Source organism: Massilia oculi (assembly GCF_003143515.1).
GTDB classification, from domain to species: Bacteria; Pseudomonadota; Gammaproteobacteria; order Burkholderiales; family Burkholderiaceae_D; genus Telluria; species Telluria oculi.
Genome location: NZ_CP029343.1, coordinates 1,669,083 through 1,693,461, shown reverse-complemented (window position 1 = coordinate 1,693,461; position 24,379 = coordinate 1,669,083). Strand labels below are relative to the sequence as shown.

At 68.1% G+C, this 24,379-nt stretch carries 30 protein-coding genes; 8 read left to right on the top strand and 22 right to left on the bottom strand.

Annotation, left to right across the window (positions count from 1 at the left end; genetic code table 11):
* Positions 1-2: 2 nt before the first annotated feature.
* Genes DIR46_RS07975 through flgB form a run of 3 tightly spaced genes read right to left on the bottom strand, consistent with a single transcriptional unit; the run spans position 3 to position 1,463 of the window.
* On the bottom strand, positions 3-686 hold the full coding sequence (locus DIR46_RS07975; RefSeq protein WP_109344766.1) for a flagellar hook capping FlgD N-terminal domain-containing protein: 684 nt from the start codon (positions 684-686) through the stop codon (positions 3-5).
* 2 nt (positions 687-688) lie between these two features.
* On the bottom strand, positions 689-1,093 hold the full coding sequence (flgC, locus tag DIR46_RS07970; RefSeq protein WP_109344765.1) for a flagellar basal body rod protein FlgC: 405 nt from the start codon (positions 1,091-1,093) through the stop codon (positions 689-691).
* Between the two features lie 10 nt (positions 1,094-1,103).
* Positions 1,104-1,463, bottom strand: a complete 360-nt coding sequence (flgB, locus tag DIR46_RS07965; RefSeq protein WP_109344764.1) for a flagellar basal body rod protein FlgB — start codon at positions 1,461-1,463, stop codon at positions 1,104-1,106.
* 113 nt (positions 1,464-1,576) lie between these two features.
* On the opposite strand from flgB, the gene flgA reads away from it, so the two are divergent.
* The gene (gene flgA / locus DIR46_RS07960) at positions 1,577-2,239 is read left to right on the top strand and encodes a flagellar basal body P-ring formation chaperone FlgA (RefSeq protein WP_229446536.1); all 663 of its coding nucleotides are present in this window, start codon (positions 1,577-1,579) and stop codon (positions 2,237-2,239) included.
* A 4-nt stretch (positions 2,240-2,243) separates the two neighbouring features.
* Here the strand turns inward: flgA and DIR46_RS07955 are convergent, their stop codons facing one another.
* The 17 genes from DIR46_RS07955 to fliE are packed head-to-tail and all read right to left on the bottom strand — an operon-like array spanning position 2,244 to position 15,756.
* The gene (locus DIR46_RS07955) at positions 2,244-3,002 is read right to left on the bottom strand and encodes a glucosaminidase domain-containing protein (RefSeq protein WP_109344762.1); all 759 of its coding nucleotides are present in this window, start codon (positions 3,000-3,002) and stop codon (positions 2,244-2,246) included.
* The gene (gene flgN, locus DIR46_RS07950; RefSeq protein ID WP_109344761.1) at positions 2,989-3,417 is read right to left on the bottom strand and encodes a flagellar export chaperone FlgN; all 429 of its coding nucleotides are present in this window, start codon (positions 3,415-3,417) and stop codon (positions 2,989-2,991) included. Before flgN ends, DIR46_RS07955 begins: the two co-directional genes overlap by 14 nt.
* Positions 3,418-3,419: 2 nt before the next feature.
* Positions 3,420-3,683 carry a flagellar biosynthesis anti-sigma factor FlgM gene (gene flgM, locus DIR46_RS07945; protein WP_109344760.1) on the bottom strand — a complete coding sequence of 88 codons (264 nt, stop codon included), beginning with the start codon at positions 3,681-3,683 and terminating at the stop codon, positions 3,420-3,422.
* A 29-nt stretch (positions 3,684-3,712) separates the two neighbouring features.
* On the bottom strand, positions 3,713-4,660 hold the full coding sequence (locus DIR46_RS07940) for a flagellar motor protein MotB (RefSeq protein WP_109344759.1): 948 nt from the start codon (positions 4,658-4,660) through the stop codon (positions 3,713-3,715).
* Positions 4,661-4,663: 3 nt separating this feature from the next.
* Entirely contained in the window at positions 4,664-5,575 is a 912-nt protein-coding gene (gene motA, locus DIR46_RS07935; RefSeq protein ID WP_109344758.1) for a flagellar motor stator protein MotA, read from the bottom strand.
* A gap of 35 nt (positions 5,576-5,610) precedes the next feature.
* Positions 5,611-6,339 carry a FliA/WhiG family RNA polymerase sigma factor gene (locus DIR46_RS07930; protein WP_109344757.1) on the bottom strand — a complete coding sequence of 243 codons (729 nt, stop codon included), beginning with the start codon at positions 6,337-6,339 and terminating at the stop codon, positions 5,611-5,613.
* A 31-nt stretch (positions 6,340-6,370) separates the two neighbouring features.
* Positions 6,371-6,823: a flagellar basal body-associated FliL family protein gene (locus tag DIR46_RS07925; protein WP_109344756.1), complete on the bottom strand. Its 453-nt coding sequence runs from the start codon at positions 6,821-6,823 to the stop codon at positions 6,371-6,373.
* Positions 6,824-6,826: 3 nt separating this feature from the next.
* Positions 6,827-8,047, bottom strand: coding sequence for a flagellar hook-length control protein FliK (locus tag DIR46_RS07920; RefSeq protein ID WP_109344755.1), 1,221 nt, complete (start codon positions 8,045-8,047; stop codon positions 6,827-6,829).
* 8 nt (positions 8,048-8,055) lie between these two features.
* Complete coding sequence (locus tag DIR46_RS07915; protein ID WP_109344754.1) at positions 8,056-8,373, bottom strand: hypothetical protein; 318 nt, start codon at positions 8,371-8,373, stop codon at positions 8,056-8,058.
* Positions 8,366-8,755, bottom strand: a complete 390-nt coding sequence (gene fliS, locus DIR46_RS07910; protein ID WP_109344753.1) for a flagellar export chaperone FliS — start codon at positions 8,753-8,755, stop codon at positions 8,366-8,368. Before fliS ends, DIR46_RS07915 begins: the two co-directional genes overlap by 8 nt.
* Positions 8,756-8,768: 13 nt before the next feature.
* A complete protein-coding gene (fliD, locus tag DIR46_RS07905) occupies positions 8,769-10,163 on the bottom strand; it encodes a flagellar filament capping protein FliD (protein ID WP_109344752.1) in 1,395 nt (464 codons plus the stop codon).
* A gap of 32 nt (positions 10,164-10,195) precedes the next feature.
* The gene (locus DIR46_RS07900; protein WP_109344751.1) at positions 10,196-10,687 is read right to left on the bottom strand and encodes a flagellar export protein FliJ; all 492 of its coding nucleotides are present in this window, start codon (positions 10,685-10,687) and stop codon (positions 10,196-10,198) included.
* On the bottom strand, positions 10,684-12,000 hold the full coding sequence (fliI, locus tag DIR46_RS07895) for a flagellar protein export ATPase FliI (RefSeq protein ID WP_109344750.1): 1,317 nt from the start codon (positions 11,998-12,000) through the stop codon (positions 10,684-10,686). Before fliI ends, DIR46_RS07900 begins: the two co-directional genes overlap by 4 nt.
* On the bottom strand, positions 11,997-12,671 hold the full coding sequence (gene fliH / locus DIR46_RS07890; RefSeq protein ID WP_109344749.1) for a flagellar assembly protein FliH: 675 nt from the start codon (positions 12,669-12,671) through the stop codon (positions 11,997-11,999). Before fliH ends, fliI begins: the two co-directional genes overlap by 4 nt.
* Positions 12,668-13,693 (bottom strand): FliG C-terminal domain-containing protein, encoded by a 1,026-nt coding sequence (locus tag DIR46_RS07885; protein WP_109344748.1) that lies wholly within the window; start codon positions 13,691-13,693, stop codon positions 12,668-12,670. The genes fliH and DIR46_RS07885 overlap by 4 nt, the downstream gene beginning before the upstream one ends.
* Positions 13,677-15,380 carry a flagellar basal-body MS-ring/collar protein FliF gene (gene fliF, locus DIR46_RS07880; RefSeq protein ID WP_205289095.1) on the bottom strand — a complete coding sequence of 568 codons (1,704 nt, stop codon included), beginning with the start codon at positions 15,378-15,380 and terminating at the stop codon, positions 13,677-13,679. The genes DIR46_RS07885 and fliF overlap by 17 nt, the downstream gene beginning before the upstream one ends.
* Positions 15,381-15,402: 22 nt before the next feature.
* A complete protein-coding gene (gene fliE, locus DIR46_RS07875) occupies positions 15,403-15,756 on the bottom strand; it encodes a flagellar hook-basal body complex protein FliE (protein WP_109344747.1) in 354 nt (117 codons plus the stop codon).
* 328 nt (positions 15,757-16,084) lie between these two features.
* Between fliE and DIR46_RS07870 the strand changes: the two genes are divergently transcribed.
* Genes DIR46_RS07870 through DIR46_RS07840 form a run of 7 tightly spaced genes read left to right on the top strand, consistent with a single transcriptional unit; the run spans position 16,085 to position 22,427 of the window.
* Positions 16,085-17,005, top strand: coding sequence for a FliM/FliN family flagellar motor switch protein (locus tag DIR46_RS07870; protein WP_109344746.1), 921 nt, complete (start codon positions 16,085-16,087; stop codon positions 17,003-17,005).
* Positions 17,006-17,010: 5 nt separating this feature from the next.
* Positions 17,011-17,361 carry a FliM/FliN family flagellar motor switch protein gene (locus DIR46_RS07865; protein ID WP_109347949.1) on the top strand — a complete coding sequence of 117 codons (351 nt, stop codon included), beginning with the start codon at positions 17,011-17,013 and terminating at the stop codon, positions 17,359-17,361.
* Positions 17,358-18,119, top strand: a complete 762-nt coding sequence (gene fliP, locus DIR46_RS07860; protein WP_109344745.1) for a flagellar type III secretion system pore protein FliP — start codon at positions 17,358-17,360, stop codon at positions 18,117-18,119. Before DIR46_RS07865 ends, fliP begins: the two co-directional genes overlap by 4 nt.
* 21 nt (positions 18,120-18,140) lie before the next feature.
* Positions 18,141-18,410: a flagellar biosynthesis protein FliQ gene (gene fliQ, locus DIR46_RS07855; RefSeq protein WP_109344744.1), complete on the top strand. Its 270-nt coding sequence runs from the start codon at positions 18,141-18,143 to the stop codon at positions 18,408-18,410.
* Entirely contained in the window at positions 18,411-19,202 is a 792-nt protein-coding gene (fliR, locus tag DIR46_RS07850) for a flagellar biosynthetic protein FliR (RefSeq protein WP_109344743.1), read from the top strand.
* Positions 19,192-20,328, top strand: coding sequence for a flagellar type III secretion system protein FlhB (gene flhB / locus DIR46_RS07845; RefSeq protein WP_109344742.1), 1,137 nt, complete (start codon positions 19,192-19,194; stop codon positions 20,326-20,328). Before fliR ends, flhB begins: the two co-directional genes overlap by 11 nt.
* A complete protein-coding gene (locus tag DIR46_RS07840) occupies positions 20,325-22,427 on the top strand; it encodes a flagellar biosynthesis protein FlhA (protein ID WP_109344741.1) in 2,103 nt (700 codons plus the stop codon). The genes flhB and DIR46_RS07840 overlap by 4 nt, the downstream gene beginning before the upstream one ends.
* On the opposite strand, the gene DIR46_RS07835 is transcribed toward DIR46_RS07840, so the two are convergent.
* The gene (locus DIR46_RS07835; protein ID WP_109344740.1) at positions 22,424-23,290 is read right to left on the bottom strand and encodes a hypothetical protein; all 867 of its coding nucleotides are present in this window, start codon (positions 23,288-23,290) and stop codon (positions 22,424-22,426) included. The two genes, DIR46_RS07840 and DIR46_RS07835, sit on opposite strands and share 4 nt — an antisense overlap.
* A gap of 87 nt (positions 23,291-23,377) precedes the next feature.
* Positions 23,378-24,229 (bottom strand): flagellin N-terminal helical domain-containing protein, encoded by an 852-nt coding sequence (locus tag DIR46_RS07830; RefSeq protein WP_109344739.1) that lies wholly within the window; start codon positions 24,227-24,229, stop codon positions 23,378-23,380.
* Positions 24,230-24,379: the final 150 nt, after the last annotated feature.

The window sequence follows — 24,379 nt, the reverse complement described above, 5'->3', positions numbered from 1 at the left end:
CTTTAGTTGGTGAACGCCAGGTCGGCGGAAGTGTTCTTGCCATTGAAACCCGTGATCCAGCCCGGCTCGACTTCACCGATGCCGGCCACCTGCATCAGGATGCCGCCGGTCGAATCGAGGCGCACGCTATTCAGCCGGCCGTTGATCTCGATCGCCGGCTTGGTGCCGTCCGACGATTCGGCGGCGATGCTGTACTTGCCTGCCGGGAGGCCGAGCTTGGACGGGTCGAGCGTGAATGCCTGGCCGCCGATGCCGTGCGGCGGCAGTTCGATCTTCGTCTGCTTGCCGGCCACGTCGGTCAGGATCACATGGGTGAGGGTGCTGGCGCCTTCCAGGCGCACGCTGCCGGTGATCGGACCGTCGCCCAGTTCGACGCGCGAGGTCTCGACCGAGACCTGGCTGCCGACCTGACCGCCCATCGCCAGCACTTGCAGGCTCTGCAGCATGGTGGCGCTGGCGGCGGTGGTTTGCGTCATGTTTTCCAGCGCCTCGGTCTGCGACAGCTGCGACAGCTGGTTGACGAAGGTGGCCGGGTCGGATGGCGCCAGCGGGTCCTGGTTGCGGATCTGCGCCACCAGCAGCTTGGTGAACATGTCCTTGTTCTCGCTCATCGGCACGCCGGCCGGGCTGGTGCTGGTGCTGCTGTAATTGCTGCTGAAGCCGAAATTATTGGTGGTGGTAACCATGATCAGCTTTCTCCCATCCGGATCAGGGACTGCTGCATCGACTTGATGCGGCCCATGACCTCGACATTGGTTTCGAAGGCGCGCGAGGCGGCCATCATGTCGGCCATCTCGGCCACTTCATTGACGTTGGCGTAGTACACCATGCCGTCGGCGTCGGCCAGCGGATTGTCCGGCTCGTGCATGCGGCGCAGCGGCTCGCTCGACTGCACCACGTCCAGCACCTTGACCTTGGCCACGCCTTCGCCGTCGAGCATCGCGGCGAACACCGGCTTGCGCGCGCGGTAGGCCTCGGCTTCGGTGGTGGCCGCGGCATTGGCGTTGGCCAGGTTACTGGCGATCGTGTTCAGGCGCACGGTCTGGGCCGCCATGGCCGAGCCGGCGATCAGGGAAATGTCTTTGAAACTCATTCAGCGCTCCTTATTGGCCGGTGATGGCTTTGTTGAGGCCGCGCAGCTTCATATTGATGAAGGTCAGGCTGGTCTGGAAATCGGAGGCGTTCTGCGAAAAGGCGGCCTGCTCGATGCCGATCTCGACGGTATTGCCGTCGGCGCTCGGGTGGTAGGGGACGCGGAACAAGGGGCCATCTTCCGACAAGGTCGGCGCGCCATCGTCGGCGTCCATCCGGGCCTGCATCACGGCGGCGAAATCGAGGTCGCGTGCCGTATAGCCAGGCGTGCTCTCGTTGGCGATGTTCGCTGCCAGCACGCGGGTGCGTTCGGCGCGCAACTGGAGCGCATCGGCGCTGACGCCGAGAGCTTCCTTGAAATTAATCGACATGGAGATTCTCCAGTGAACTGCTGTGAGTTTGGTTAGAATGGGCCTTTCCGCCTGACCCGTATTGTCCAATGATTGCTTTCCTTAAGGCAACTCTAAGTATTGTAACCTGTCTGTTGTGCACCACAGCAGGGGCGGCACAAACTCTTTCCGTAGAAATAGAACAAGCGGCGCGCGAGCAGCTCGAGAAGGGCGCCGACGCCATCGGGCTGGGCGATCCCCAGTTCGACCTGACGGTGTCGAGCAGCCGTCCGCCGCCGGCCTGCAAGGGGCCGGTCATGGTCGAGGCGATCGACACGCGCCAGCCGGCGCGCATGCGCTTCGTGGCGCGCTGCCCGGACGGCAAGGGCTGGCGCCACGATTTCGTGGTGCGGGCCCGCATCTCGGCCCTGGTGGCGGTGACAGCGGCGCCGGTGGCGGCCAACCGCGAACTCTCCGAGGCCGACGTCACGCTCGAGCGGCGCGACATCAGCCAGGTGCGCGATCCGATCGGCATGCTCGACGAAGCCGTCGGCCAGTCCAGCCGGCGCAGCCTGCGCGCGGGCGAGGTCCTGCGCGCCAGCCAGCTGGTGGCGCCGATCGTGGTGAAACGCGGCGAGACGGTGGTCATGACGGCGCGCCAGGACGGCATCGAGGTCAGCATGGCGGGCGAGGCGCTCGACGCCGGCGCGCGCGGCGCGGTGGTGCGGGTCAAGAACAGCGCCAGCGGCCAGGTGGTGCGCATGCGGGTACTGGGCGCCGGCGCCGTGCAGCCGATCGACATGCCGCTGGGCGAATGAGACTTCACTCCTTCGATCCCTGCAGAGCGCCCGCGATGCGGGCCAGCTTGGCGGCGTAGCCGGGGTCGGTGGCATAACCGCCGCGCGCCAGGCCCTGGGCGAAGGCCTGGGCATCGCTGCCGGTATTCAGGGCGCCGCGGTAGCGCGGATTGTCCATCAATACCCGGGTGTAATCCTGGAAGGCGCTGGCCGCGTTCGGGTAGGCGCGGAAGCGTTCGCGCGTCTTGAGCGCGGCGCCGTTCACATATTCCGTGGTGCTCGAGTCGCCGGTCGCGCCGTTCCAGCCGGCGCCGGCCTTGATCCCGAACAGGTTGTGGCTGCTGGCGCCGTCGGCGGTGCGCAGCGGCCGCTGGCCCCAGCCCGATTCCAGCGCGGCGTGGGCCTGCACCAGTTCCGGCGCCACGCCCAGGCGCTCGGCGGCCTGGCGCGCCCATGGCGCGATGCTGTCCAGGAAAGCCTGCTGCTCAGGCGTGTTGGCGGCCGCGCCGCCGCTGGCCGTGGCCGCGTCCACCCGGTCTTCTTCACCCATGATCAGGCCGCTGGCGCGGAGGCGCAGCAGGGCGCCTTCCGCGGAGAGGCTGCTGGCCGCGCCGCTGTCGGCGCCGGCATCGCCATGCTGGATGTAGGCGGTCACTTCGCCCTGCAGCTCGCTGAACAGCCGGCCGAAGCTGGCGTCGCCGCCGCCGAGGCCGGCGGTAGGGCGGGTGGCGCTGGTGGCCGCGGTCGGCGCCGTCGACGCGATCGACATATCAGCGTGGCGCATAGATCTCGTCCTCGCCATGCAGCACGCGCTGCATCACGGAATACTGCTCGGCCAGCAGGCGGCCGTTGCGCGTGGTCGCTTCCTTGCAGGCGACCACGATGGCTTCCAGCTCCGCCCAGGCGGCGTCGAAGCTCGCGCGCGCGCCGTCGGCCAGGCTGGCGCTGTATTGCGCCATCGAGGCGTCCGGGCCGAGCAGGGCGCGCACCAGCTGCACGCGCTGCTGGCGGCGCGCTTCCATTGCCTCGAGCAGCGGCGCCAGGTCGTCGGCCAGCGCGGTCAGTTCGGCGCTGCGGTGGCGTACCGCGGCCTCGAACTGCTGTTCCAGCAGCGTGTGGATGGCGGCCGCTTCGGCCAGGTCCTTCCGGACGCCTTCGAGCAGCAGCGTGTTGGCCTGCTGGCGGGTGAGGGTGGCCATCTTCAGCGCCCTCCGTGGAATTTCTGGATCAGGCCGGCCAGGCGGCCCGGATCGAAGGGCAGCTCGCCGCGCGCCAGCGCGTCGCGCAGCTCGGCCACGCGGGCGGCGTCGAAATCGGGCATCGCGCGCATCGCTTCGGCGGCCGGCTTCAGCACTTCGGATTGCAGGGCGGCGGCCGGCGCGGCCGGCGCCTCGGCCTGCACCGGCACCGACACGGTCTGGGCGCCGATGGTGACGGTGGATACGGACGAGCCGGTGATTTTCATGCGGTTACCTCGGGATTTCGGTTGGATCGTCATGGCGAAGTCGGCAGTTGGCCGCGCAGTTGTTCCAGGTCCGCGGCGCCCGGCATGGTGACCGACGCGCCGCTGCCCAGCGCCGTGCCGTGGCTGCCGGGCGCGCCGAACATGTTCGCCACCGCGCGCGACTGGGCGCTGGTCAGGATCAGGAGTTCGATGCGGCGGTTCATGCCGTCGAGCGGGGCTTCCGGGTGCAGCGGGCCGCGGTCGGCCATGCCGACCACCTGCAGCACGGTACTGCTGTGCATGCCGCCGGCGAGCAGCTGGGCGCGCGCGGACAGCGCGCGGTCGGTCGACAAGGCCCAGTTCGAGTAGCCGCCCTTGTCGCCGCCGGCGTAGCGGCTCGAATCGGTATGGCCGATGACCAGCATCTGGTTGCGCATCTGGGCGAACAGCGGCCCCATCTTCTGCAGCAGGCGCGCGAAGCGGCCGGTGGGCAGTGCGCTGCCGCGCATGAACATGCCCTGTTTATCGGTATCGTGCAGCATCACGCGCAGGCCGTAGGGCGTGACCACGGTGGAGAGGTTCGAGGCCAGGCCGGCGCTCTCCGACAGCTCGGTCAGGGCCTTCGACAGGGCGGCCAGGTCGGCCGGGGTCTCGTAGGCGGTGCGCGGCGCGCTCGGGCTGCCCGGGTTGCTGGTGCCGGCATTGCCGGTGCGCGGGACTTCGAAACGCTCGATCAGGCTGCCGCTCGGCTCGGTGGCGATGGCCGGTTTCTGGCCCTGGCCCTCGAGCATGCCGGAGTCCGTTGCGTCGCGCACGATCGCCTTTAGGTTCTGCTGCTCGCGCGCGGCGATCAGCCACAGCACCAGGAACAGCGCCATCAGGGCCAGGCAGAAGTCGGCGAACGCGACTTTCCAGGCCCCGCCGTGCTCGTCGTGCTGGTGCTTGCCGCCGCCGCGCTTGACGATGGTCGATTCGTGCTTGTCGTTCGGTTTCGACACGTCTTACCCCGTCATGCGGTCGCTGCCGCGGCGCCGCTTGTTCTGCGATTCGTCTTCGCCGCCCATGGCGTTGATCCACTGTTCGAGCTGGGCGAAGCTGGGCTTGGTGTTCAGCTGGATCAGGCGCCGGCCGGCGTCGATCGCCAGCAGCGCCGGCTTGCCGGCGACGTGGGTGCACAGCACCACCTTGACGGTCTCCATGGTCGAGGCGTCCGAATTGACGGTCTGCTTCATCAGGTTGGCCAGCGGCTCGAGCACGCCGTAGCAGAAGAAGATGCCGATGAAGGTGCCGACCATGGCCGCGCCGACCTTCTCGGCGATCTCGCCCGAATCGGCGCCGCCCGAGACCGAGAACATGGCCATCACGATGCCCAGCACCGCGGCCAGGATGCCGAAGCCCGGCATCGCCTCGGCGATTTTTTGCAGTGATTTGGAGGGCTGGGTCAGCTCTTCGTGGATGGCTTCCAGTTCCTGCTCCAGCACCCCCTCCAGCTCGTGGGCGTTGATCTTGCCCATGGCCATCAGGCGGAAATTGTCGACGATGAAGGCCAGCAGCTTCGGCTCGTCCAGGATCAGCGGATAGCGCTGGAACAGCGGGCTTTCGGCGGGCGCCTCGACGTGGGCGTCGAGGGCCTTCAGGCCGCCGGCGGCGGTCTGCAGCAGTTCGTACATCAGGAGCAGCAGCTGGCGCTGGAATTCGGAGTCGTGCTTCTTGCGCGCCGCGACCTTCTTGAGCTGGTGGCCCATCTCGGACAGCACGTGCCTGGGGTTGCCCAGCACCAGGGCGCCGAAGGCGGCGCCGCCGATGATCAGGATCTCGACCGGATGGAAGATCGCGGAGAAGGTGCCTCCCATGATCGTGAAACCGCCGAAGACGGCGCCGAGCACGATGGCGATACCGAGTAGTTGCTGCATGACGTAAGCCTTTCTGGCGTTTTCTGTTGTTCGGTTCAGTCGCGCTGGAGCGCGGCCTTCATCTTGGCCAGCGCACTTTTGTTGAGCTGGCAGACGCGGGCATCGGACAGGTCGAGGACGGCGGCGATTTCCTTGTAGCTCAGTTCGAACTCGTAGATCATCTGGATCACGCGCTGCTCCTTTTCGTTGAGGGTGGTCAGCACCTGTTCCAGGCTGCGCCGCACCATGAACTGTTCTTCCGGGCCGGGGGTGTGATGGGCTTCGGCGACCGCTTCCTGCAATACTTCATCGAAGCTCAGCATTTCCTCGGCGCTGTCGTCGAGCAGATACTGTTGATACTCTTCCGCGGACAGGCCCAGGGCCGCGGCCGCTTCCTTCTCGTTCGGCTCGCGCCCCAGGCTGCGGGTCAGCGCGCGCAGGGCATCGCGCTGGCGATGGCTTTCCTGGCGCACCGCGCGCGGACGCCAGTCCTGGCGCCGCAGCTCGTCGAGGATGGCGCCGCGCACGCGCAGCGCCGCATAGCTCGAAAAACCGGTGTCGGGCTGGCCGTAGCGGCGCAGCGCTTCGAGCAGGCCCATCAGGCCGATCTGTTCCATGTCCTCGCGCCCGAGCGCGCCCGAGACCTGGCTGCCGAGCTGGCGCGCGATGCGCTTGACCAGCGGCGCGTAGGCCAGCAGGTGGCGCCCTTCCTCCTGCGCGCTCATGCCGGCGCTGGTCGCCGCATCGCCGTAGTCGGCGGCGGCAACGTCGAGGTAGTCGCTCATATAGGCCACGTGGTCACCAGGCGGGTTCGCGTCACTCGATGATCAGCTTGCCGACCATGACTTCGGAAAACGGCTTCACGTGGTTTTCCTTTTCGTAGTTGGCGTCGAATACCTTGTTCAGCTCGGACGCGTACTGGTCGACCGACATGCTCGAGGCTTCGGCCAGGGTGCGCGCCGACAGCGCCGACACGGCGATGCTGCGCAGCAGCGGCAGTTGCTCCTTGGTTTCCTTTTCCTCGGCCGGGGTGGTGGCCAGCACCAGGTCGACCGACAGGTAGTGCGCGGCCTGCTCGTTCGGCGCGCGGCGCAGCATGACGATCACCTTGTCCAGGGTGACGTACTTGGTCAGCTTCTTCTCCGGGGCCGGCTTGGCGGCGACGGCGCCGGCGGCGGGGGCTGGATTCATGTACCACATGGCGCCGCCGGCGGCGGCCGCCGCCGCTACTGCGACGCCGGCGAATGCGATGATCAGTTTTGCTTTCATGGTCTAGTCGCGGTCATTCATCGAAAACAGGGAACCGGCGTCGCCGGCATCGTTCAGGGCCAGGCCGGGCGTGCGCTGGCGCTGTTGCTGCTCTTCCTGGCGGCCGCGGCCCCCGGCGTCGGCGCCCGGCTGGCTGGACGGCTGGTTGCCGGCCTGGGCGGTGCCTTGGGCGCGCGGGGTCTCGCTCACACTGACCGAGACGTTGCTGTACTGGCGTCCGGCCAGGTCGCTGCGCAGGTTGTCGCTGACCGTGTTCAGCTGGCGCAGCACTTCGGTATTGGTGGCGGCGATGTGCACCTCGAGGTTGCCGCCGCTGTGGCGCACCGAGATGTCGATCCGGCCCAGCATCGGCGGCTCGAGGCGGATCGTGGCTTGTTCGGCGCCACGGCCGAGCTGGACCTGGAGCCGCTCGCCCAGCGCTTCCTGCAGGGTCTGGCGCCAGGCGGTCGGCGGACCGGCCAGGACCACGCTGCCGGCGCCGCGCGCGGCGGCCGGCTGGCTCGGGGCGGTCACGCCGGCGGCGGCGGTGGTCGGGGTGCTGTCGGCGCCGTCGCGCGCTGTGTCGGCGGCCAGCGCGGCGGCCGGCGCGCTCGATGCGGCCGGGACCGCTGCCGGTGCCGGTGCCGGCGGCAAGGATTGGGCGGCGGCGTCGGTGCGTGGCGCGGCCGGCGCGGTTGCCGCCAGCGGCACGACCGGGGTTTCCGGCGCGGCGCGGGTCGCGACCGCGGGCTGGGCCTCGGATGCTGCGAGCGCGTCGGTGACGGCGGCCACGGCGGCAGCGGGGGCCGCCGTGACCGTTGCGGCGCCGTCGTTGGCGGCCGGCTTGGCGCCCGGCATCGCCATCATCATGGCCGGCAGCGCGGCCGGCGCGACTTGCGGCGTCATCGCGGCCAGCGCGGCGTCGATCGCCACGGCCTGCTCGGCGACGAGGACGTCGTCGTCCCGCTCGGACGCGCTGTCGTCGGGCGTGGCCTCGGGCGCGGCGGCGTCGCCTGGTGCGGTCGCGTCCAGCGCCGGCAGGGCGCCGTCGACCGCGATCCAGTGCTGGAACGGCAGCACCTGGGCGGCCGGCTGCGGCAGGGCCGCGGCGGCGCCCGGCGCCAGCGCGGTCAACGGCGCCGCCGCGTCTGCGGGCGCCGGGGCCGCGTCGAGCGGGGCGCCGTTGGCGGCGGCCCTGGCGGCGGTATTGCCGGCGGCGTTCATGGCATTCATCGCGCTATTCATGGAAAAATTCATTGTGTGATGCTGCCCGGTTCGAGTTCGCCCGCGAGGGCATAGGCCATGCGGCCTTCCTGGTTGTCGTGCAAATCGTCCAGCAGTTCCTGCAGGCCGGCGGCGGCCTCGGCGCTGGCCTGGGCCGCTCCATCGTGGGCGGCGCGCAGGCCGGCCAGGGCCGCGCGTTCGCGCGCGCTCCAGCCGCCGTGCGCGGCCAGCGCCTCGAGCTGGGGGACGAGCTCGCGCGCGGCGCGCTCGAGCAGGTCCCAGTCGCCGCGCGTGCCGGCGTCGCGCAGGCGCGCGGCCAGGCGCTCGATGGCGGGCGTCCTATCCATTGCGTTCCTGCACGCCTTTCCAGCCCTGGCGGATGGTGGTGAGGATCTGCACCACTTCGTCGATCATCACCGGATCGAGCTTGATGCTGGCCCCGTGCAGGCGGATGGCGCAGAACTCGTAGATGTTCGCCAGGTTGGCGACGGTCTCGCCGCCGCTCTCGAAGTCGAGGGAGCTCGACAGGCCGTTGATGATCTCGACGCACTTGTCGATGCTCTTGCCCTTGGCTTCGTAGCGGCGCGCGACGATGTGGGCGCGTGCGCGCGCCAGTTCGTCGAGCAGGCCGTCGGTGAGCAGCAGCACCAGCTCGACCGGCGAGGCGCGCGAGGTTTGCGCGTCCAGGTTGACGGCGTGGTAGCTGCCGTAGGCTTCCTGATAGGACATATTGGGGCTTTCTTCAGTCCTTGTCGTTGCCGAACAGGGCATCGAACAAGGTCACGTTATGGTTCATCTGGTTCTGCATGGTCTGCAGCTGCGTGAACTGTTTCAGGTAGCGGTCGTAGGCGGCCTTGTGCTGATCGTCGAGCTTGGCCTGGCGGTCGGCCAGCCTGGTCTGCAGGGTGCTGGTCTGTTCGCGGCGCAGCTTGATCTGGCCGTCGACGCCGTTGCTCCAGGTCTTCACATACTTGTCGAGGGCGCCCGCGATGCCGCCCGACGATGCCACGGCGGTCGAGCCGATCACCGCGTCGAGGCCGGCCGGATTGCGCGCCAGCTGGGCGAGCAGGCGGTCCTCGTCCAGTTCCAGGGTGCCGCTGCGGGTGGCGACGATGCCGTAGTTGGCCAGCGACTCGCCGCCGTCCGGACGCAGCAGGGCGGTCAGGCGGTCGTTCAGCGCGCGCACCCCGCCATCGTGGGCGAAGGCGCCGCCGGCGACTTCATTGGCCTTGTCGCCGGGCTTGGTCAGCGTCTTGAGCACGTTCCTGAGCTTGTTGAAGGCTTCGATGAAGGCCTTGACGTTGTCGGTGGTGGTCTTGTCGTCCTGGCCGACGGTCAGGGTGAACGGGCTGGCGCCGCTGGCCTGGACCTTGGTGAAGGTCATCTTGACGCCGTCGATGGCGGTGAAGGTATTGCTGGCCTGGACGATCGCGGTGCCGTCCTCGGAACCGACGCGGATCTCGGCGTCCTGGGCCAGCGACAGCACGCGGCGCCGGTCCGGGTCGGCGTTGGCGGCGGCCAGGCTCGAAGCGCCCGTGACCAGGCTGGTGTCGAGCGTGATCGCGGTATTGGCGCCGGTGTCCTTCGAGGTCAGGACCAGCTCGGCGGTGCCGCCGGTGTTGATCACGGACGCGGTGATCTTGCCGTCGTTGCCGGCGGCGGCATTGATCGCCGCGGCCAGTTCGCGCGTGCTCAGGGTGCCGTTGCCGTCGGCATCGGCGGTCGCCATATTCACTTCGAAGGCGGCAGCGCCGCCCATGTTCACGGTCAGCTTGCCGCCGACGCCGGCATTGTCGGTCAGGCCGGAGTACGACACCTGGCTGACGGCCGCCAGCTGCTTGACGAAGAAGGCATAGGTGCCAGGGGCGGCGGTGCTGGACGCGGTGGCGCTGCCCAGCGTGGCATCGCTGAAGGTCGCCGACTGCGCATACATGGTCTTGTTCAGGCCGGTGAGCGAGGCCAGGCTGGTCTGGAATGCGGACAGCGCCGAGTTCAGATCGGTCAGGGCCTTCTCGGTGGCGGTCGCCGCCTTGGTCTGGTTGTTCAGGATTTGCTGGCGCGATGCGATGTACTTGTCGGCGAGGTCGTTCGCGGTCGGAATCGGATCGTAGGTTGGGGCGCTGATTGCTGTTGCCATGAATTGCTCCTAGGTTTATTCGTATGCTTGGCTCAAGCCGCGGCCTGGCCGCCCGTTTTTCCGGCCATCCATGCCTGGGTGGCGATATCGTCCTCGCGCTTTCGGGTGGCGCGTTCCTTGTCCGCCGCGTGCGCATCCTGCTCGCGCACCAGCACCTTGCCCAGCAGTTCGCGCCGGACCCAGGCATCCTTCAGGCGGCCCTGGGCCACCGCCATATTCGCTTCGTGCAGCGACAGGTCGGTGCGGTGGCTGTCGGCCAGGGCCAGCACGCCCTGCTTGTAGGCGCCGCAGTTCAGGGCCAGCGCCGGCGACAGCAGCGGTGGGGTGCCGCCGGCGCCGCTGGCGCCGCGCGCATTGCCGGAGGCGCCGCTGCCTTCGGCCAGCGCCGTCAGCCGCTCCAGGTTGTTCTGGTAGCGCAGCCGGGTCGCTTCCTGGCTGGCCAGGTCGGCCTGCAGGCGGTCGACCTGGGTCGAACGCAGTTGCACCAGGGTGCCGATGCTGCGGATCGTGTGTTCTCGCTTCATTCCATCATCGCTTTCAGGGCATCGACACAGCCATCCATGGGAGCTTCCTCGCGGGTGCCCTGGCACAGGAAGGCTTCGATCTGCGGCTGCAGCTGCACCGCGCGGTCGGTCTCGGGATCGGCGCCCGGCACGTAGGCGCCGAGCGGGATCAGGTCGCGCACGCGCGCATGGCGCGCCATCGCGGCCTTCAGCTTGCGCGCGGCCAGCGCGTGTTCCTGCGGCACCACCTGCGCCATGCAGCGCGAGATCGACTGGGCGACGTCGATCGCCGGATAGTGGCCGCGCTCGGCCAGCTCGCGCGTGAGCACGATATGGCCGTCGAGGATCGCGCGCGCCGAGTCGACCACCGGGTCCTGCTGGTCGTCGCCCTCGGCCAGCACCGTATAGATGGCGCTCATGCTGCCTCGCGGGTGTTCCCCATTCCCGGCCGATTCGACCAGCTGCGGCATGTTCGAGAACACCGACGGTGGGTAGCCGCGCGTGGCCGGCGGCTCGCCCAGCGACAGCGCCACTTCGCGCAGCGCCATCGCGTAGCGGGTCAGCGAATCGCACAGCAGCAGCACGTTCTGGCCACGGTCGCGGAAATGGGCCGCGATCGCGTGGCACATCTCGGTCGCCATCACCCGCATCAGGGGGCTTTCGTCGGCCGGCGCCACCACCAGCACCGCGCGTTTCAGGCCGTCGGGGCCGAGCGAACGCTCGACGAATTCGCGCACTTCGCGGTTTCGTTCGCCGATCAGGCCGACCACGATCACGTCGGCCACGGTCTGGCGCGTGATCAGGCCCAGCAGCACCGACTTGCCGACCCCGGAACCGGCCATCAGGCCGACGCGCTGGCCCTTGCCGATGGTGAGCATGGCGTTGATGGCGCGCACGCCGACGTCGAGCGGTTCCTCGACCGGCGCCTTCTTCAGGGGATTGACGCGCGGCGGGGTGGTCGACAATGGCTGGTCGCCGCCGAGGCGGCCCAGGCCGTCGATCGGCTCGCCCAGGCCGTTGACCATGCGTCCCAGCCACGAAGGCCCGATCATCAGGTCGCTCTTGTCCGGCGTGGGCAGCACGCGCGCGCCGGTGGCCAGGCCGGTCGCCTTCTTGAACGGCATCAGGTAGGACACCTTGTCGCGAAAGCCCACCACCTGCGCGTCGAGCCACTCGCCGTCGACTTTCTCGATGCGGCAGCGCTGTCCCGTGTGCAGGCGGCAGCCGCTCGACTCCAGCAGCAGCCCCTGGGCGCCGACCAGGCGCCCGGTCGGCGTCGCCACCGGCACTGCGCCGATGTCGACGGCGCGCAAGGAATCGGCCAGGGCCATCATGGCGTCGGCTCTTCCGTCATGAGCTGGTCGTGAACCTGCTCCATCACCGCCTTCAGGCGGCCCTGGCAGCCGGCGTCGACTTCATTGTCGCCGGAGCGCACGCGGCACTCGCCCGGCTCCAGGGCCGGGTCGGGCAGCAGGGTCCAGGCGCGGGCGCGCTTGGGATCGAGTTCCTGCACCCGGCGCAGTTCCTCGGGGTTCATGAACACTTCGACTTCGTCGCGCGACGGCGGCATCACCGCCAGCGCTTCTTCGACCAGGGCCAGCAACTGGACCGGCTGCAGCGCCAGCTCGGCGCGGATCACCTGGCGCGCGATCTTGCCGACCAGTTCGACCACTTCGTTGCGCTGGGCCGCGCGCAGGTCGGCCTTCAGCTGTCCCAGGCTTTCCAGGATGGCGTCGACCGGGCGCGCCAGCTCGTCGAAACGGGCCAGCGCGCTGGCGCGGCCTTCTTCCATTCCGCGCTCGCGGCCCTCGGCCTCGCCGCGCGGGTAGCCTTCGGCGCGGCCCTGGTCGAGGCCGGCCTCGTAGCCTTCGCGCTGTCCCTGGCGGTAGCCGTCGGCCAGCGCGCTCTGCCATTCCTCGGTCGAGCCGACGCCGTCCGAACCGGCCGGACGCGCCTTGCTGACCTGGTGCAGCGGCGGGAAGTGAAAGGACCTGAACGGCTTCATTCGGCGGTCGCCTCGGCAAACAGCTGGATGTCGATTTCGCCGGCGTCGGCCAGTTCCTTGACGGTGGCCATGATCTCGCGGCGGGTCTGCTCGATGCGCGACATCGGGACCGGGCCCGAACGGCGCATCAGGTCTTCGAAGCTCTGGGCCTGGCGGCGTGGCATGGCGGCCAGGATGGCGTCGCGCAGCGGCGCCTCGGCGCCCTTGAGCGCGATCGCCCACTGTTCCAGCGGCACGTCGTCGAGCAGGCGGGTGATGACCTGTTCGGTCTGGCGCGACAGGATGAAGAAGTCGTACATCGACATCTCGATCTGCGACACCACCTCGGGATCGTGGGCCCGCAGCAGCTCGACCATGCCGGCGCGGTTGTCCTGCAGGCGGTTGAGGATGTCGGCGACCTGGCGCACGCCCTCGACGCTGGCGCTCTGCGTATCGAGCGCGGCCAGGCAGCGATTGACCAGCTCTTCGAGTTCGTGCAGCACGTCGCGGTCGATCTCGTCGAGGCGCGCCATGTTCAGCAAGACCAGTTCACGACCCTCGACCGGCAGCGCTTCCAGGATCTGGGACGCCAGCGCCGGCGGAAGGAAGGCCAGGAACACGGCCTGCATCTGCACGTGCTCGCTCGAGACGAATTCGGCCAGCCAGCGCGGCGAGGCATACTGCAGGCGCGCCATCATCGGGCGGATCGCGTCGCCATAGATCGTGTTGAGCACGCTGTTGGCGATGTCGCTGCCCAGCGCCAGGTCGAGCGAGCGCTTGAGGTAGCTGCGCGAGGCGCCGTGCAGGCCGCTCTGCTGGCGGTAGTCGTCGAAGAAGGATTGGAGCGCCGATTTGACGGCGTCGACCTTGATGCCGCTCATGCGCGACATCACCTGGGTGAGCTCCATCAATTCGTCGCGCTCGAGGCAGCGCAGCACGGCGGCCGCCTGCTCTTCGCCGATCGACAGCAGCACGATCGCGGCCTGTTCGACCGAGGTCAGGGCGACGGCGTCGTCGTCCTCGAAATTATTCTGGTCGGCCATGTTTTTTCTGTACCCATTGTTTGACGACTTCGGCAACGCGCTCGGGCTCCTTGCCGGCCAGGACTTTCAAATGATCGACCATGACGTCGACCGCCGAACCGCTCGGCGGCAGGTCGTAGTTTTCCAGCAGCGGCACCACGGCGCCGGGGCGGGCGGCCGTGGCCGCGCCGTCCGGCGCGCCGAGGGCCGCCCTGCCTTCCGGCGCCGTGGCGGACGCGTCGGCGGCAGCCGCAGCGCCGCTGCCCGGCAGGGCCGGAGCGGCCGGCACGAGCGGCGGCTGTTGCGGCGCCAGGCGCGTGGTGACGGCGCGCAGCAGCGGGCGGGCCAGCAGGAAATAGGCGAGCAGGGCGCCCAGCGCCCACAGGGCGTAGGTGGTCATGTCGACCACGTTGTCGCGTTCCTGCCACCATTCCTGGGCGCTAGGTGCGGCCGGGAATTTCAGGCTCGACACGGCCAGCACGTCGCCGCGCGCGGCGTCGATGCCCAGGCCACCGGCCAGGATGGTCTTGATATTGGCCAGCTCGGCCGGGGTCCAGGCCTGGCCGTTGGCGGCGCTGGCATTGTTCAGCACCACCGCCACCGACAACTTCTTCAGGCGGCCGCGCTCACGCTTGATCTGGGTGATCGCGCGGTCGTAGGCGTACTGGCGGGTGGTGGCGTTCTTGCGGGCGCTGCCGTCGTCGTTGTTCTCTCGCGGCGCATCGCCTTCGGCATCCGGGGTGGCAGGCGCCGGCGGACGGTTCGACAGCGTGCCCGGCACGCCCAGCGCCATGCGGTTCTTCTCCATCTCCTCGCGCATCGCTTCGCTGGTGACCTTCGGCGCTTCGCCGTATTTTTCCTGCGTTTCCTCGATGCGGTCGTTGTCGACCGCGGCGGTGACGCTCAGCTTGTAGTTGTCGACGCCGAGGATCGGCGCCAGCAGGTCGTTGACGTTGGCGCGCACCTCGTCGGTATAACGCCTGGAGGCGGCGTCGCCCTGGGTCGCGCCTTCGAAGCCGTCGGCCAGGTCGACCCGCGCCGACAGCAGGTTGCCGGCCTGGTCGACCAGCGACACGCGCTGCGGCTTGAGGCCGGCCACGCTGCCCGAGACCAGGTTGACGACGGCGGCCACCTGTTCGTTCGACAGCGCCCGGCCCGGCTTGACGGTGACCATCACCGAGGCCGAGTTGCCGTCGGTATTGGCGGTGACGAAGGAGCTGGTCTTGGCGATCGCCAGGTGAACGCGCGCCGAAGCGATGGCGTCCATGGTCAGGATGCTTTGCGCCAGCTCGCCTTCCAGGCCGCGCCGGAAGCGCACGTCCTGCACGAATTGCGACACCCCCAGCGGGTCGGAGCGGTCCATCAGTTCCAGGCCGGCCGGCAGCTGGGCGGTAACGCCCTTGGCGGCCAGCAGCATGCGCACCTTGCCCAGGGCGGACGCCGGCACCATCACCTGGCCGCTCTCGGGGTGGACGCGATAGGGAATCTGCTCGGCTTCGAGCACCGTCATCATGTCGGCGGCGACGACTTTTTCGCGCGCGCCGAACACCGGCTTGTAGCTGGACTGGTCCTGCCACAGGTACATCATGATGGCGGCGGTGAGCGCCACGGCCAGGCCGAGCATCAGCGGCAGGTTGTTGCGTAGCAGCGGTGGCAGCGAGGGCAGGGCCAGCTTGCCGCCGACGGCGGACTTGAGGGAGGAGATCACAAGATGTCGCTTTTCGAATGGTTCAGACCGGGAGCTTGATCAGTTCGTCGACCGCCGTCATGACCTTGTTGCGAACCTGCATCAGCATCGAGAACGACAGGCTGGCCTGCTGGCTCGCCAGCATGGCGCCGACCAGGTCGTCGCTTTTGCCGGATTCGACCGCGGCCACGCGGGCGCCGGCGGCCTGGTCCTGGGCGTTGACGTTGTCCATGGCCTGCTTCATGACCTGGGTGAACGAGAAACCTGCGTCGGCCCGGACTCCATGGGCGCCCAGTTCTGCGAAGGAATTGGCGGCGGGGGCGATCGCCAGGCGGTTCGCGTCGTTGGTCAGTTGCGCCAGGTCGGCCCGGATCAGGCCGGCAAGTTCAGTTGCCATCGTGGTTCCCATTTAAAACGTTGTTGTTTGAGAGCGACAAAAATTTAACGTTTTCGTCTTTTTACAACGGCTCTTAGTCAGAAAAACTTGAAAGCCGATCAACGAACGAACGTTTGTTTTTGCCGTCTGACTTCCGTCAAGCTACTGTTTTTGCCGTTGTCCCCAGAGGGAGGCGGGTCAGTTGTTGCGGTGCGACAGCACGATATTACCGTACGGCAAGTTGGAAATCAAAGAAGAATGTCAAAGTCTCGGCGGGTCAGTTCCCTGTATAATTGTTGCTGTGGGGAATGAAAAACTTACATCGAAACGTAATTTTCAGTCAACAAACATGTCGATTAATCAACCAGACCGTGCGCGCGATTTCCAGGTGCTCGACCCCTGCCTGCTGGGACGTCCTGTACACCTGCTGCCGTCCTTTGCGGCGCGCCTGGCCGAGGCGCTGGCCGCGGCGATGGTCTCGCCCGGAGGCCGTCGCTACTGGGGCGCCTTCCGCCTCGAGAGCCTCGCATTCGAGCGCGCTCCCGACGACCGCAGCCTGCGCTGGCTGGGCGTGAACGGTCCATATGGCCTGGCCGCGGTCGCGTTCGAGCGCGGTCTGTTGCTGGGCTTGCTCGAGGGCCGTTATGCGCGCCGCACCCAGGGCCCGAACGCTGCGCCGCAGCGTGACCCGGGCCTCGAGCGCGTGACCGCGACCGAGGAGCGGCTGGGCGCGACGCTGGCCCAGCAAGTAGCGGCGCTGCTAGACGAGAAGGTGGCCGAAGGACTGCTGGCGGCCGGTGCTGCTGTGGCAGCCGCGCCACAGCAGGCGAAGGCCGGGGCCTCGATCGTGCCGGCGGGCGCCCCCGGCAAGGCCGGCTGGGTGATCCGCGCCGTGCTGCGCGCCCAGTATGGACGGCGCGATACCGACGACCCCAGCCTGGCGGCGCCGGAAGGACAGCTGTGGATCAGCCCCGACCATGGCCTGATGGCCCACGTCCTGCAGGGCCTGATGGCCGAGCGCAATGGCATGCGCGGCACCGTGCGCATGGCGCGCGAGCCGCTGGCCACACACCTGCAGGTGAAGCTGGAAGGCCGCCTGGTGAGCAAGGAAGTGACCCTGGCCACGCTGTTCGGCCTGCAGGTCGGCGACGTGATCCCGGTCTCGGTCGGCCGCGCCGACGTGCTGCTCGACGATTCCCGCCTGTTCACGGCCGCGGTGGCCGAACACAAGGGCAAGCTGTGTTTAACCTCATTTGAAGACGCCGAATAATGGACATGAACCTCAACGAGCAACTGGCTGGCGACGTGATCATCGACGATCTGGACGCCGCCGAGCAGCCGACCTCCACGGCCGGCCGCGCTGGCGCACGCCAGCTGCCGCAGATGATGCGGCGCATCCCGGTGACCCTGACCCTCGAGGTTGGGTCGGCCCGGGTCTCGCTGCAGGAGCTGATGGAGATCCAGCCGTCGTCGGTGCTGCCGCTCGATTCGCTGGCCGGCGAGCCGCTGGTGATCAAGGTCAACGGCACCCCGATCGGGCGCGCCGAGGTGGTGGTCGCGGGCGAGCAGTACGGCTTGAAGGTGATCGACCTGGACGGCCTGAACCTGGACATGCTCGCGCCATGACGCGCGGCGCGCGCGCGGCCGCTGGCGCGCTGCTGCTGTACGGCCTGCTGGCCTCGGCGCCGGCGCTGGCCCAGAACCAGGACCTGCTGGCCGGGGTGATCCCCGGCGCCGACGCCACCAGCTCGGGAATGACCGTCAAGTCGCAGATCCTGGTCATCATGACCCTGCTCGGGCTGCTGCCCGTGATGATCATGATGATGACCTGCTTCACCCGCTTCGTCATCGTGCTGTCGCTGCTGCGCCAGGCCCTTGGCCTGCAGCAGGGCCTGCCGACCCGGATCATCACCGGCATCGCCCTGATCCTGACCATCCTGGTGATGCGTCCGGTCGGCGAGCAGGTCTGGAAAGAAGCCTTCCTTCCCTATGACCAGGACCGGATCGGCCTGGAGCAGGCGCTGCGCATCGCCGAAGGGCCGATCTCGCGCTTCATGCTGGCCCAGACCAGCAAGGCCTCGCTCAGCCAGGTCGCGCGCCTGGCGGGCGAGCCGCTGCACGCCCAGCCGCAGGCGCACAGCTTCCCGGTCAAGCTGGCCGCCTTCGTGCTGTCCGAGCTGAAGACCGCGTTCCAGATCGGGGCCATGCTGTTTATCCCGTTCCTGATCATCGACCTGGTGGTGGCCTCGGTGCTGATGGCGATGGGCATGATGATGCTGTCGCCGCTGGTGATCTCGCTGCCGTTCAAGCTGCTGCTGTTCGTGCTGGTCGACGGCTGGACGCTCACCGTCAGCACCCTGGTCGGCAGCATCCACGGCTATTAGCGAATCCGGGAGAGACGAGACATGAGTCCCGATATCGCCGTCGACCTGGTGGTCGAGGCTCTGCAGATCGTGATGCTGCTGGTGATGGTGCTGGTCATCCCGGGCCTGATCATGGGCCTGGTGGTGGCGCTGTTCCAGGCCGCGACCCAGATCAACGAGCAGACCCTGAGCTTCCTGCCGCGCCTGCTGGTGACCTTGCTGGCGGTGATCCTGGCCGGCCACTGGATGACCTCCAAGTTGATGGATTACTGCGTGTCGGTGTTCCAGCGCGCCGCGACCCTGGTGGGTTGAATGGGCATCGAGCTGTTCGGCTTCCTCCTGCCGCTGATCGGCGCCCTGTGGTGGCCGTTCTGCCGCATCATGGCGATGATGGTCACCGCCCCGGTGATGGGCGACGGCGCGATCCCGATGCCGGTGCGCGCGCTGCTGGCGCTGGTGCTGTCGTTCCTGATGCTGCCCCTGACCACTCGCGCGGGCGGCGCCATGCCCGACCCGTTCTCGCTGGCCGGCGTGGTCGCGATGTTCGAGCAGGCCGTGATCGGCGGCGTGCTGGGCCTGGCCCTGCAGTTCGCGATGGCGGCGGTCACCATGCTCGGCTTCCTGGCCTCGAGCCAGATCGGCTTTTCGATGGCCCAGATGAACGATCCCGTCAACGGCCAGGTCTCGGACGTGATCTCGGGCCTGATGTCGCTGGTGGCGATGCTGGTGTTCTTCGCCATCGACGGCCACCTGGTGCTGGTGGCGGTGCTGGGCCAGAGCTTCCACGCCTGGCCGGTCGGTTCCGGCGTCCAGCCGATGCTGCTCGAGGCGGTGGCGTTCAACGTCGGCTGGGTGTTCTCGGCCGCGATGCTGCTGGCGCTGCCGATCGTGTTTTCCACCATCGTGGTGCAGATGGGCTTCGGTTTCCTGAACCGTGTCGCGCCCAGCCTGAACCTGTTCTCGCTGGGTTTCGCGCTGGTGACGATCTTCGGCCTCCTGATGCTGGTGCAGCTGGTGCGCTTCATCCCTGAACACTACGTCGCGATGACCAACCAGGTGCTCGAGATGATCACCGAGCAGATGAGGATGGCCCGTGGCGGATAACAGCAGCGGCGACAAGACCGAAAAGCCCTCGGCCCAGAAGCTCAGGAAGGCGCGCCAGGAAGGGCAGGTGGTGCGCTCGCGCGACCTGGCGACCGCGGTCGGCATCCTGATCAGCCTCAAGCTGTTCTCGCTGATGGCGCCGACCTACCTGGAAGACATGCGCCACCTGTTCCGGCTGGTGTTCGCGCCGCTGGGCGCCGAGGGCGCCATGGAGAACGCCCTGTCGACCGTGTTCGGCGCCGCCGTGGCGCTGCTGGTGCAGATGGTGCTGCCGCTGCTGGCGGTGCCGTTCGCGATCATCGCCGCCGGCGCGATACCGGGCGGCTTCATCGTCAGCGGCAAGAACCTGCAGCCGAAGTTCAGCCGCTTCAGCCCCATCACCAACCTGGGCAACCTGTTCAGCCAGAAGCACTGGGTCGGCTTCCTGACCTCGCTCGCCAAGGCCGTGATGCTGGGCGTGGTGCTGTGGATGGTCTCGCGCGCCAGCATGAAGGCCTACGTCGAGCTGCAGCGCATGCCGCTGGTCGACGCCCTGACGACGGGCGCCGGCCTGGCCTTCGACGCGCTGATGGCGCTGGTGGCGGTGTTCGTGGTGTTCGCGGTGATCGACGTGCCGGTGCAGCACTACCTGTTCATGCGCAACCAGCGCATGAGCAAGCAGGACATCAAGGATGAACACAAGAGCAACGAAGGCCGGCCCGAGGTGAAGCAGCGCATCCGCCAGCTGCAGCAGCAGCTGGCGCGGCGCAGCGTGCGCAGCACGGTCCCGACCGCCGACGTGGTGATCGTCAACCCCGAGCACTATGCGGTGGCGCTGAAGTACGATGCCGGGCGCGCCGAGGCGCCGTTCGTGGTGGCCAAGGGCGTCGACGAGATGGCGCTCTACATCCGCCAGGTGGCGAGGGAGAACAATGTCGAGACCCTCACCCTGCCGCCGCTGGCGCGCGCCATCTACAACACCAGCCAGGTCCAGCAGCAGATCCCGGCACAGCTGTACCAGGCGGTGTCGCAGGTGCTGAACTACGTCCTGCAATTGAATGCGTTCCGTACGGGCCGGCGCCAGGCGCCCCCGCGGTTCCCCAACGAGGTGGACGTTCCACCTCACCTGAGCGAGGCAAGAGCATGAACTTTACGAATACCCTCAACGCCTTCGTCGGCGAGCTGCGACGGCACAAGTTCGCGGCCCCGGTGTTCCTGATCGCGTTGCTGGGCATGATCATGCTGCCGCTGCCGCCGGTGTTGCTGGACGTGCTGTTCACCTTCAATATCGTGCTGTCGCTGATCGTGATCCTGGTCGCGGTGACGGCCAAGCGGCCGCTCGACTTCTCGGTGTTCCCGACCGTGATCCTGGGCGCCACCCTGATGCGCCTGGCGCTCAGCGTCGCGTCCACGCGCGTGGTGCTGCTGCACGGCCACGAAGGCACGCACGCCGCCGGCCAGGTGATCGAAGCCTTCGGCAACGTCGTCATCGGCGGCAACTTCGTGGTCGGCCTGGTGATCTTCATCATCCTGATGATCGTGAACTTCATCGTCGTGACCAAGGGCGCGGAGCGGATCTCGGAAGTCTCGGCGCGCTTCACGCTCGATGCGCTGCCGGGCAAGCAGATGGCGATCGACGCCGACCTGAACGCCGGCCTGATCAACCAGGAGCAGGCCACCACCCGGCGCAAGGACGTCGCCGCCGAAGCCGACTTCTATGGCGCGATGGACGGCGCCTCGAAATTCGTGCGCGGCGACGCCATCGCCTCGATCCTGATCCTGATCATCAACCTGGTGGGCGGCGTCGCGATCGGCGCCCTGATGTACGACCTGGCCCTGGGCGACGCCTTCCGCGTCTATGCGCTCCTGACCATCGGCGATGGCCTGGTGGCCCAGATCCCGGCGCTGATGCTGTCGGCCGCGGCCGCGATCCTGGTCACCCGCATCGGCGAATCGGGCGACCTCGAGCAGCAGGTCGGCAACCAGGTGCTGGCCCAGCCGGGCGTGCTGTACTCGGCGGCCGGCGTGATGCTGCTGATGGCGGTGGTGCCGGGCATGCCGTGGCTGTTCTTCGCGCTGGCGGCGGCGGTGCTGGCCTTCGCCGGCTGGAAGGTCGGCCAGCGGGTGCTGGCGCCCGACAACGCCGGGGTGGCCAGGATCGAGGCCGCGCTGCGCGAAGAGCGCGTGGTCGACCTCGACTGGCAGGCCTTGCCGGTGGTGCAGCCGGTGACGGTGGCGGTGGGCTACAAGCTGGTCGGCATGCTCGACCGCGCCCAGGGGGAGCCGCTCAACAAGCGCGTCAAGGGCGTGCGCCAGAGCCTGTCGGAGCAGATGGGCATGCTGCTGCCGGCGATCGCGGTGCGCGACGACCTGGCGCTGCGCCCGACCCAGTATGCGATCAGCCTGTCCGGCACGGTGGTGGCCGAGGCCGAGGTGATGCCCGACCACCTGCTGGCGATCCCGTCGCCGAACGTGTACGGCGAACTCGATGGCATCCCCGGCATCGAGCCGGCCTACGGCATGGCCATCACCTGGATCGAGCCGGACCAGAAAGCGCACGCGCTGGGCCTGGGCTACCAGGTGGTCGAGGTGCCGAGCGCGATCGCGACCCACGTCTCGAAGGTGGTGCGCGAATACCTGCACGAGCTGTTCCGCCACGAGGACGTGCCTGCGATCCTGGAGCGTCTGACCGCGCTCTCGCCCAAGCTGGCGGCGGCGCTGGACAAGGCGCTGACCCATACGCAGCTGCTGCGCGTGTTCCGCGTGCTGCTGGCCGAAGGCGTGTCGCTCAAGGACATCGTGGTGATCGCCACCACCCTGCTCGACAGCTCGGAGACGACCAAGGATCCGATCCTGCTGGCGGCCGAGGTGCGCTGCGCGCTGCGGCGCCAGATCGTCTCGACCCTGTTCGGCAAGAAGAAGGACATGCCGGCGTTTAACCTGTCGGCCGAGCTGGAAAACATGCTGCTCGGTTCCCTGAACCAGGCGCGCCAGGCCGGCGGCGGCAAGGTGGTGCTGGATAACTACCCGATCGACCCGCAACTGCTGTCCCAGCTGCAGATCAATATGCCGGTGGCGCGCGAGCAGATGAAGCAGCAGCACACGCCGCCGCTGCTGCTGGTGCTGCCGCAGGTGCGCCCGCTGCTGGCGCGCTATGCGCGCCTGTTCGCGCCGGGCCTGCATGTGCTGTCGTATAACGAGATTCCCGAGAACCGCGACGTGTCGATCGTCGGGACCGTCGGTTAAACCTCTGCGCGCGGCTCCGGCGCCGGCTGCGCCGGCAGCAGCAGCGCCAGTTCGGCCACCGTCCGGAACACTGCCGGCGTGAGCGCCTGCGCCGCCGCTTCGGCGTTGGCGATCATGGCGTGGCTGGCCCCGGCCGGCAGGCGGTCGCGGTACTGCCAGCGCAGCACCTTCACCCCGGCCTTGTCCAGTACCGTTTCGAGTTCCGGCTGCAGCCAGCGCAGGCGCGTCAGCGCGCGCGCATCGGGCGCGCAGATCTCGATCGACACCCCTTGCGGCAGCGGCTCGACCTGGATCACCACCACCGAGCCGTCGGCCAGCTGCAGCTCGAGGCGCAGCGCGGCGCGCGGGCGGCGCCGGCGGCCGGGCGGCTGGTCGGCGTCCTCGGCCACGACTTCCAGGTGCTGGGCCGGGCTGCCATGGGCATGCACGGTGAAGCGCCACGCGTCCTGGTGCGCGGCCAGCAGCTCCGGCTGGCGCATCACCTGGCCTTGCTGGGCCGCCATCAACTGCGCCGGCGACAGCTGGCCGGCGCTGGCCGCCAGCGCGCGGCTGGTCAGCTGGCTGCCGTGGTTGCGCACCTGTGCGCGCCAGGCGCGCGCCAGGCCGGCCGCATCCTGATCCGGGTAGGCCAGCTGGCGCGCCATCAAGACCTGGTCGGGACGCATCGCCGCGCCGTCGGCGCCGGCGTCAAGCGCGGCCTGCGGCGGGGCGCCGGCCGCGTTGGCCAGCGGCTGCGAGAACGGCAGCGCCGGCGTGCCGGCGCCGCCGGCCAGCAGGGCGGCAGCGGCGGCGGGCGCCACCGCGCCGACCTGCAGCGGCGTCGTGGGCGGAGGAAGAAGCGGAGGAAAAGTGATGCTGGCCATGGTGAATCCCGGTCAGGAATGAAAAAAGGCCAACCGCAGGGCTGGCCTTTGTAGCTTAACCCGGAGTGAGGTCCGGGTGTCAGGCCATTACTGCAGCAGCGACATGACCATCGACGACTGGCTGTTGGCTTGCTTCAGCATCGCGGTCGAGGCTTGCAGCAGCATCTGGTTCGAGGTCATGTTGGCGCTTTCGCTGGCGAAGTCGACGTCCATGATCTGGCCGGTTGCAGCCTTGGTGTTGGTGCTGATGTTGGCCAGGTTGTTGTACACGTGTTCCAGACGGTTGGCGGCAGCGCCCAGGCCCGAACGGACTTTGTTGACCGATGCCAGTGCGTCTTCCAGCGAACCGATGGTGGCGTTGGCGGCCGAGGTCAGTTCGGTGCCGGTGGTGGCGGCGCTGTAGTTGGCGCTGACGGCCGACACGTCCGATGCCAGGGTGCTCATGTCGCCCGACAGGTCGATTTCCATGGTTTCGCTCGACGATGCGCCGATCTGGAAGGTCATCGAACCGTCGACGGTGCCGCCGACCAGCAGGGTCTTGCCGCCGAAGGTGGTGTTCTTCAGGACGTTGGCCAGTTCCAGGCCCAGTGCGTCGTATTCCGACTGCATGGCGGTCTTGTCGTCGTCGGTCGACGATGCGTCGGCCGCCTGGGTTGCCAGGTCTTTCATGCGGATCAGCATGTTCGAGACTTCGTCCAGCGCGCCTTCGGCGGTCTGCAGCATCGAGGTCGAGTTTGCGGTGTTGCGCATTGCAACGGTCATGCCCGAGGTCTGGGCTTTCAGGCGCGAAGCGATCTGCAGGCCGGCGGCGTCGTCCATTGCCGAGTTGATGCGGTAGCCGGTCGACAGGCGGGTCTGCGAGGTCGACAGGTTTTGTTGGGTCTTCGAGATCGAATTCTGTGCCGACAGGGCGGCGACGTTGGTATGCAGGCTCAGCATGTTTAAAACTCCTGGTGTGGGGGTGACTGGGTCAATCGAGCGTTCTACTCGATCTCATCAGTACAAGGCGACCGTCCTGCCAGCGGCATTAAGTGCCGCATGGAAATATTTTTATTTTCTTTGTCGATGTCCGTCGGCACCCGTGACAGG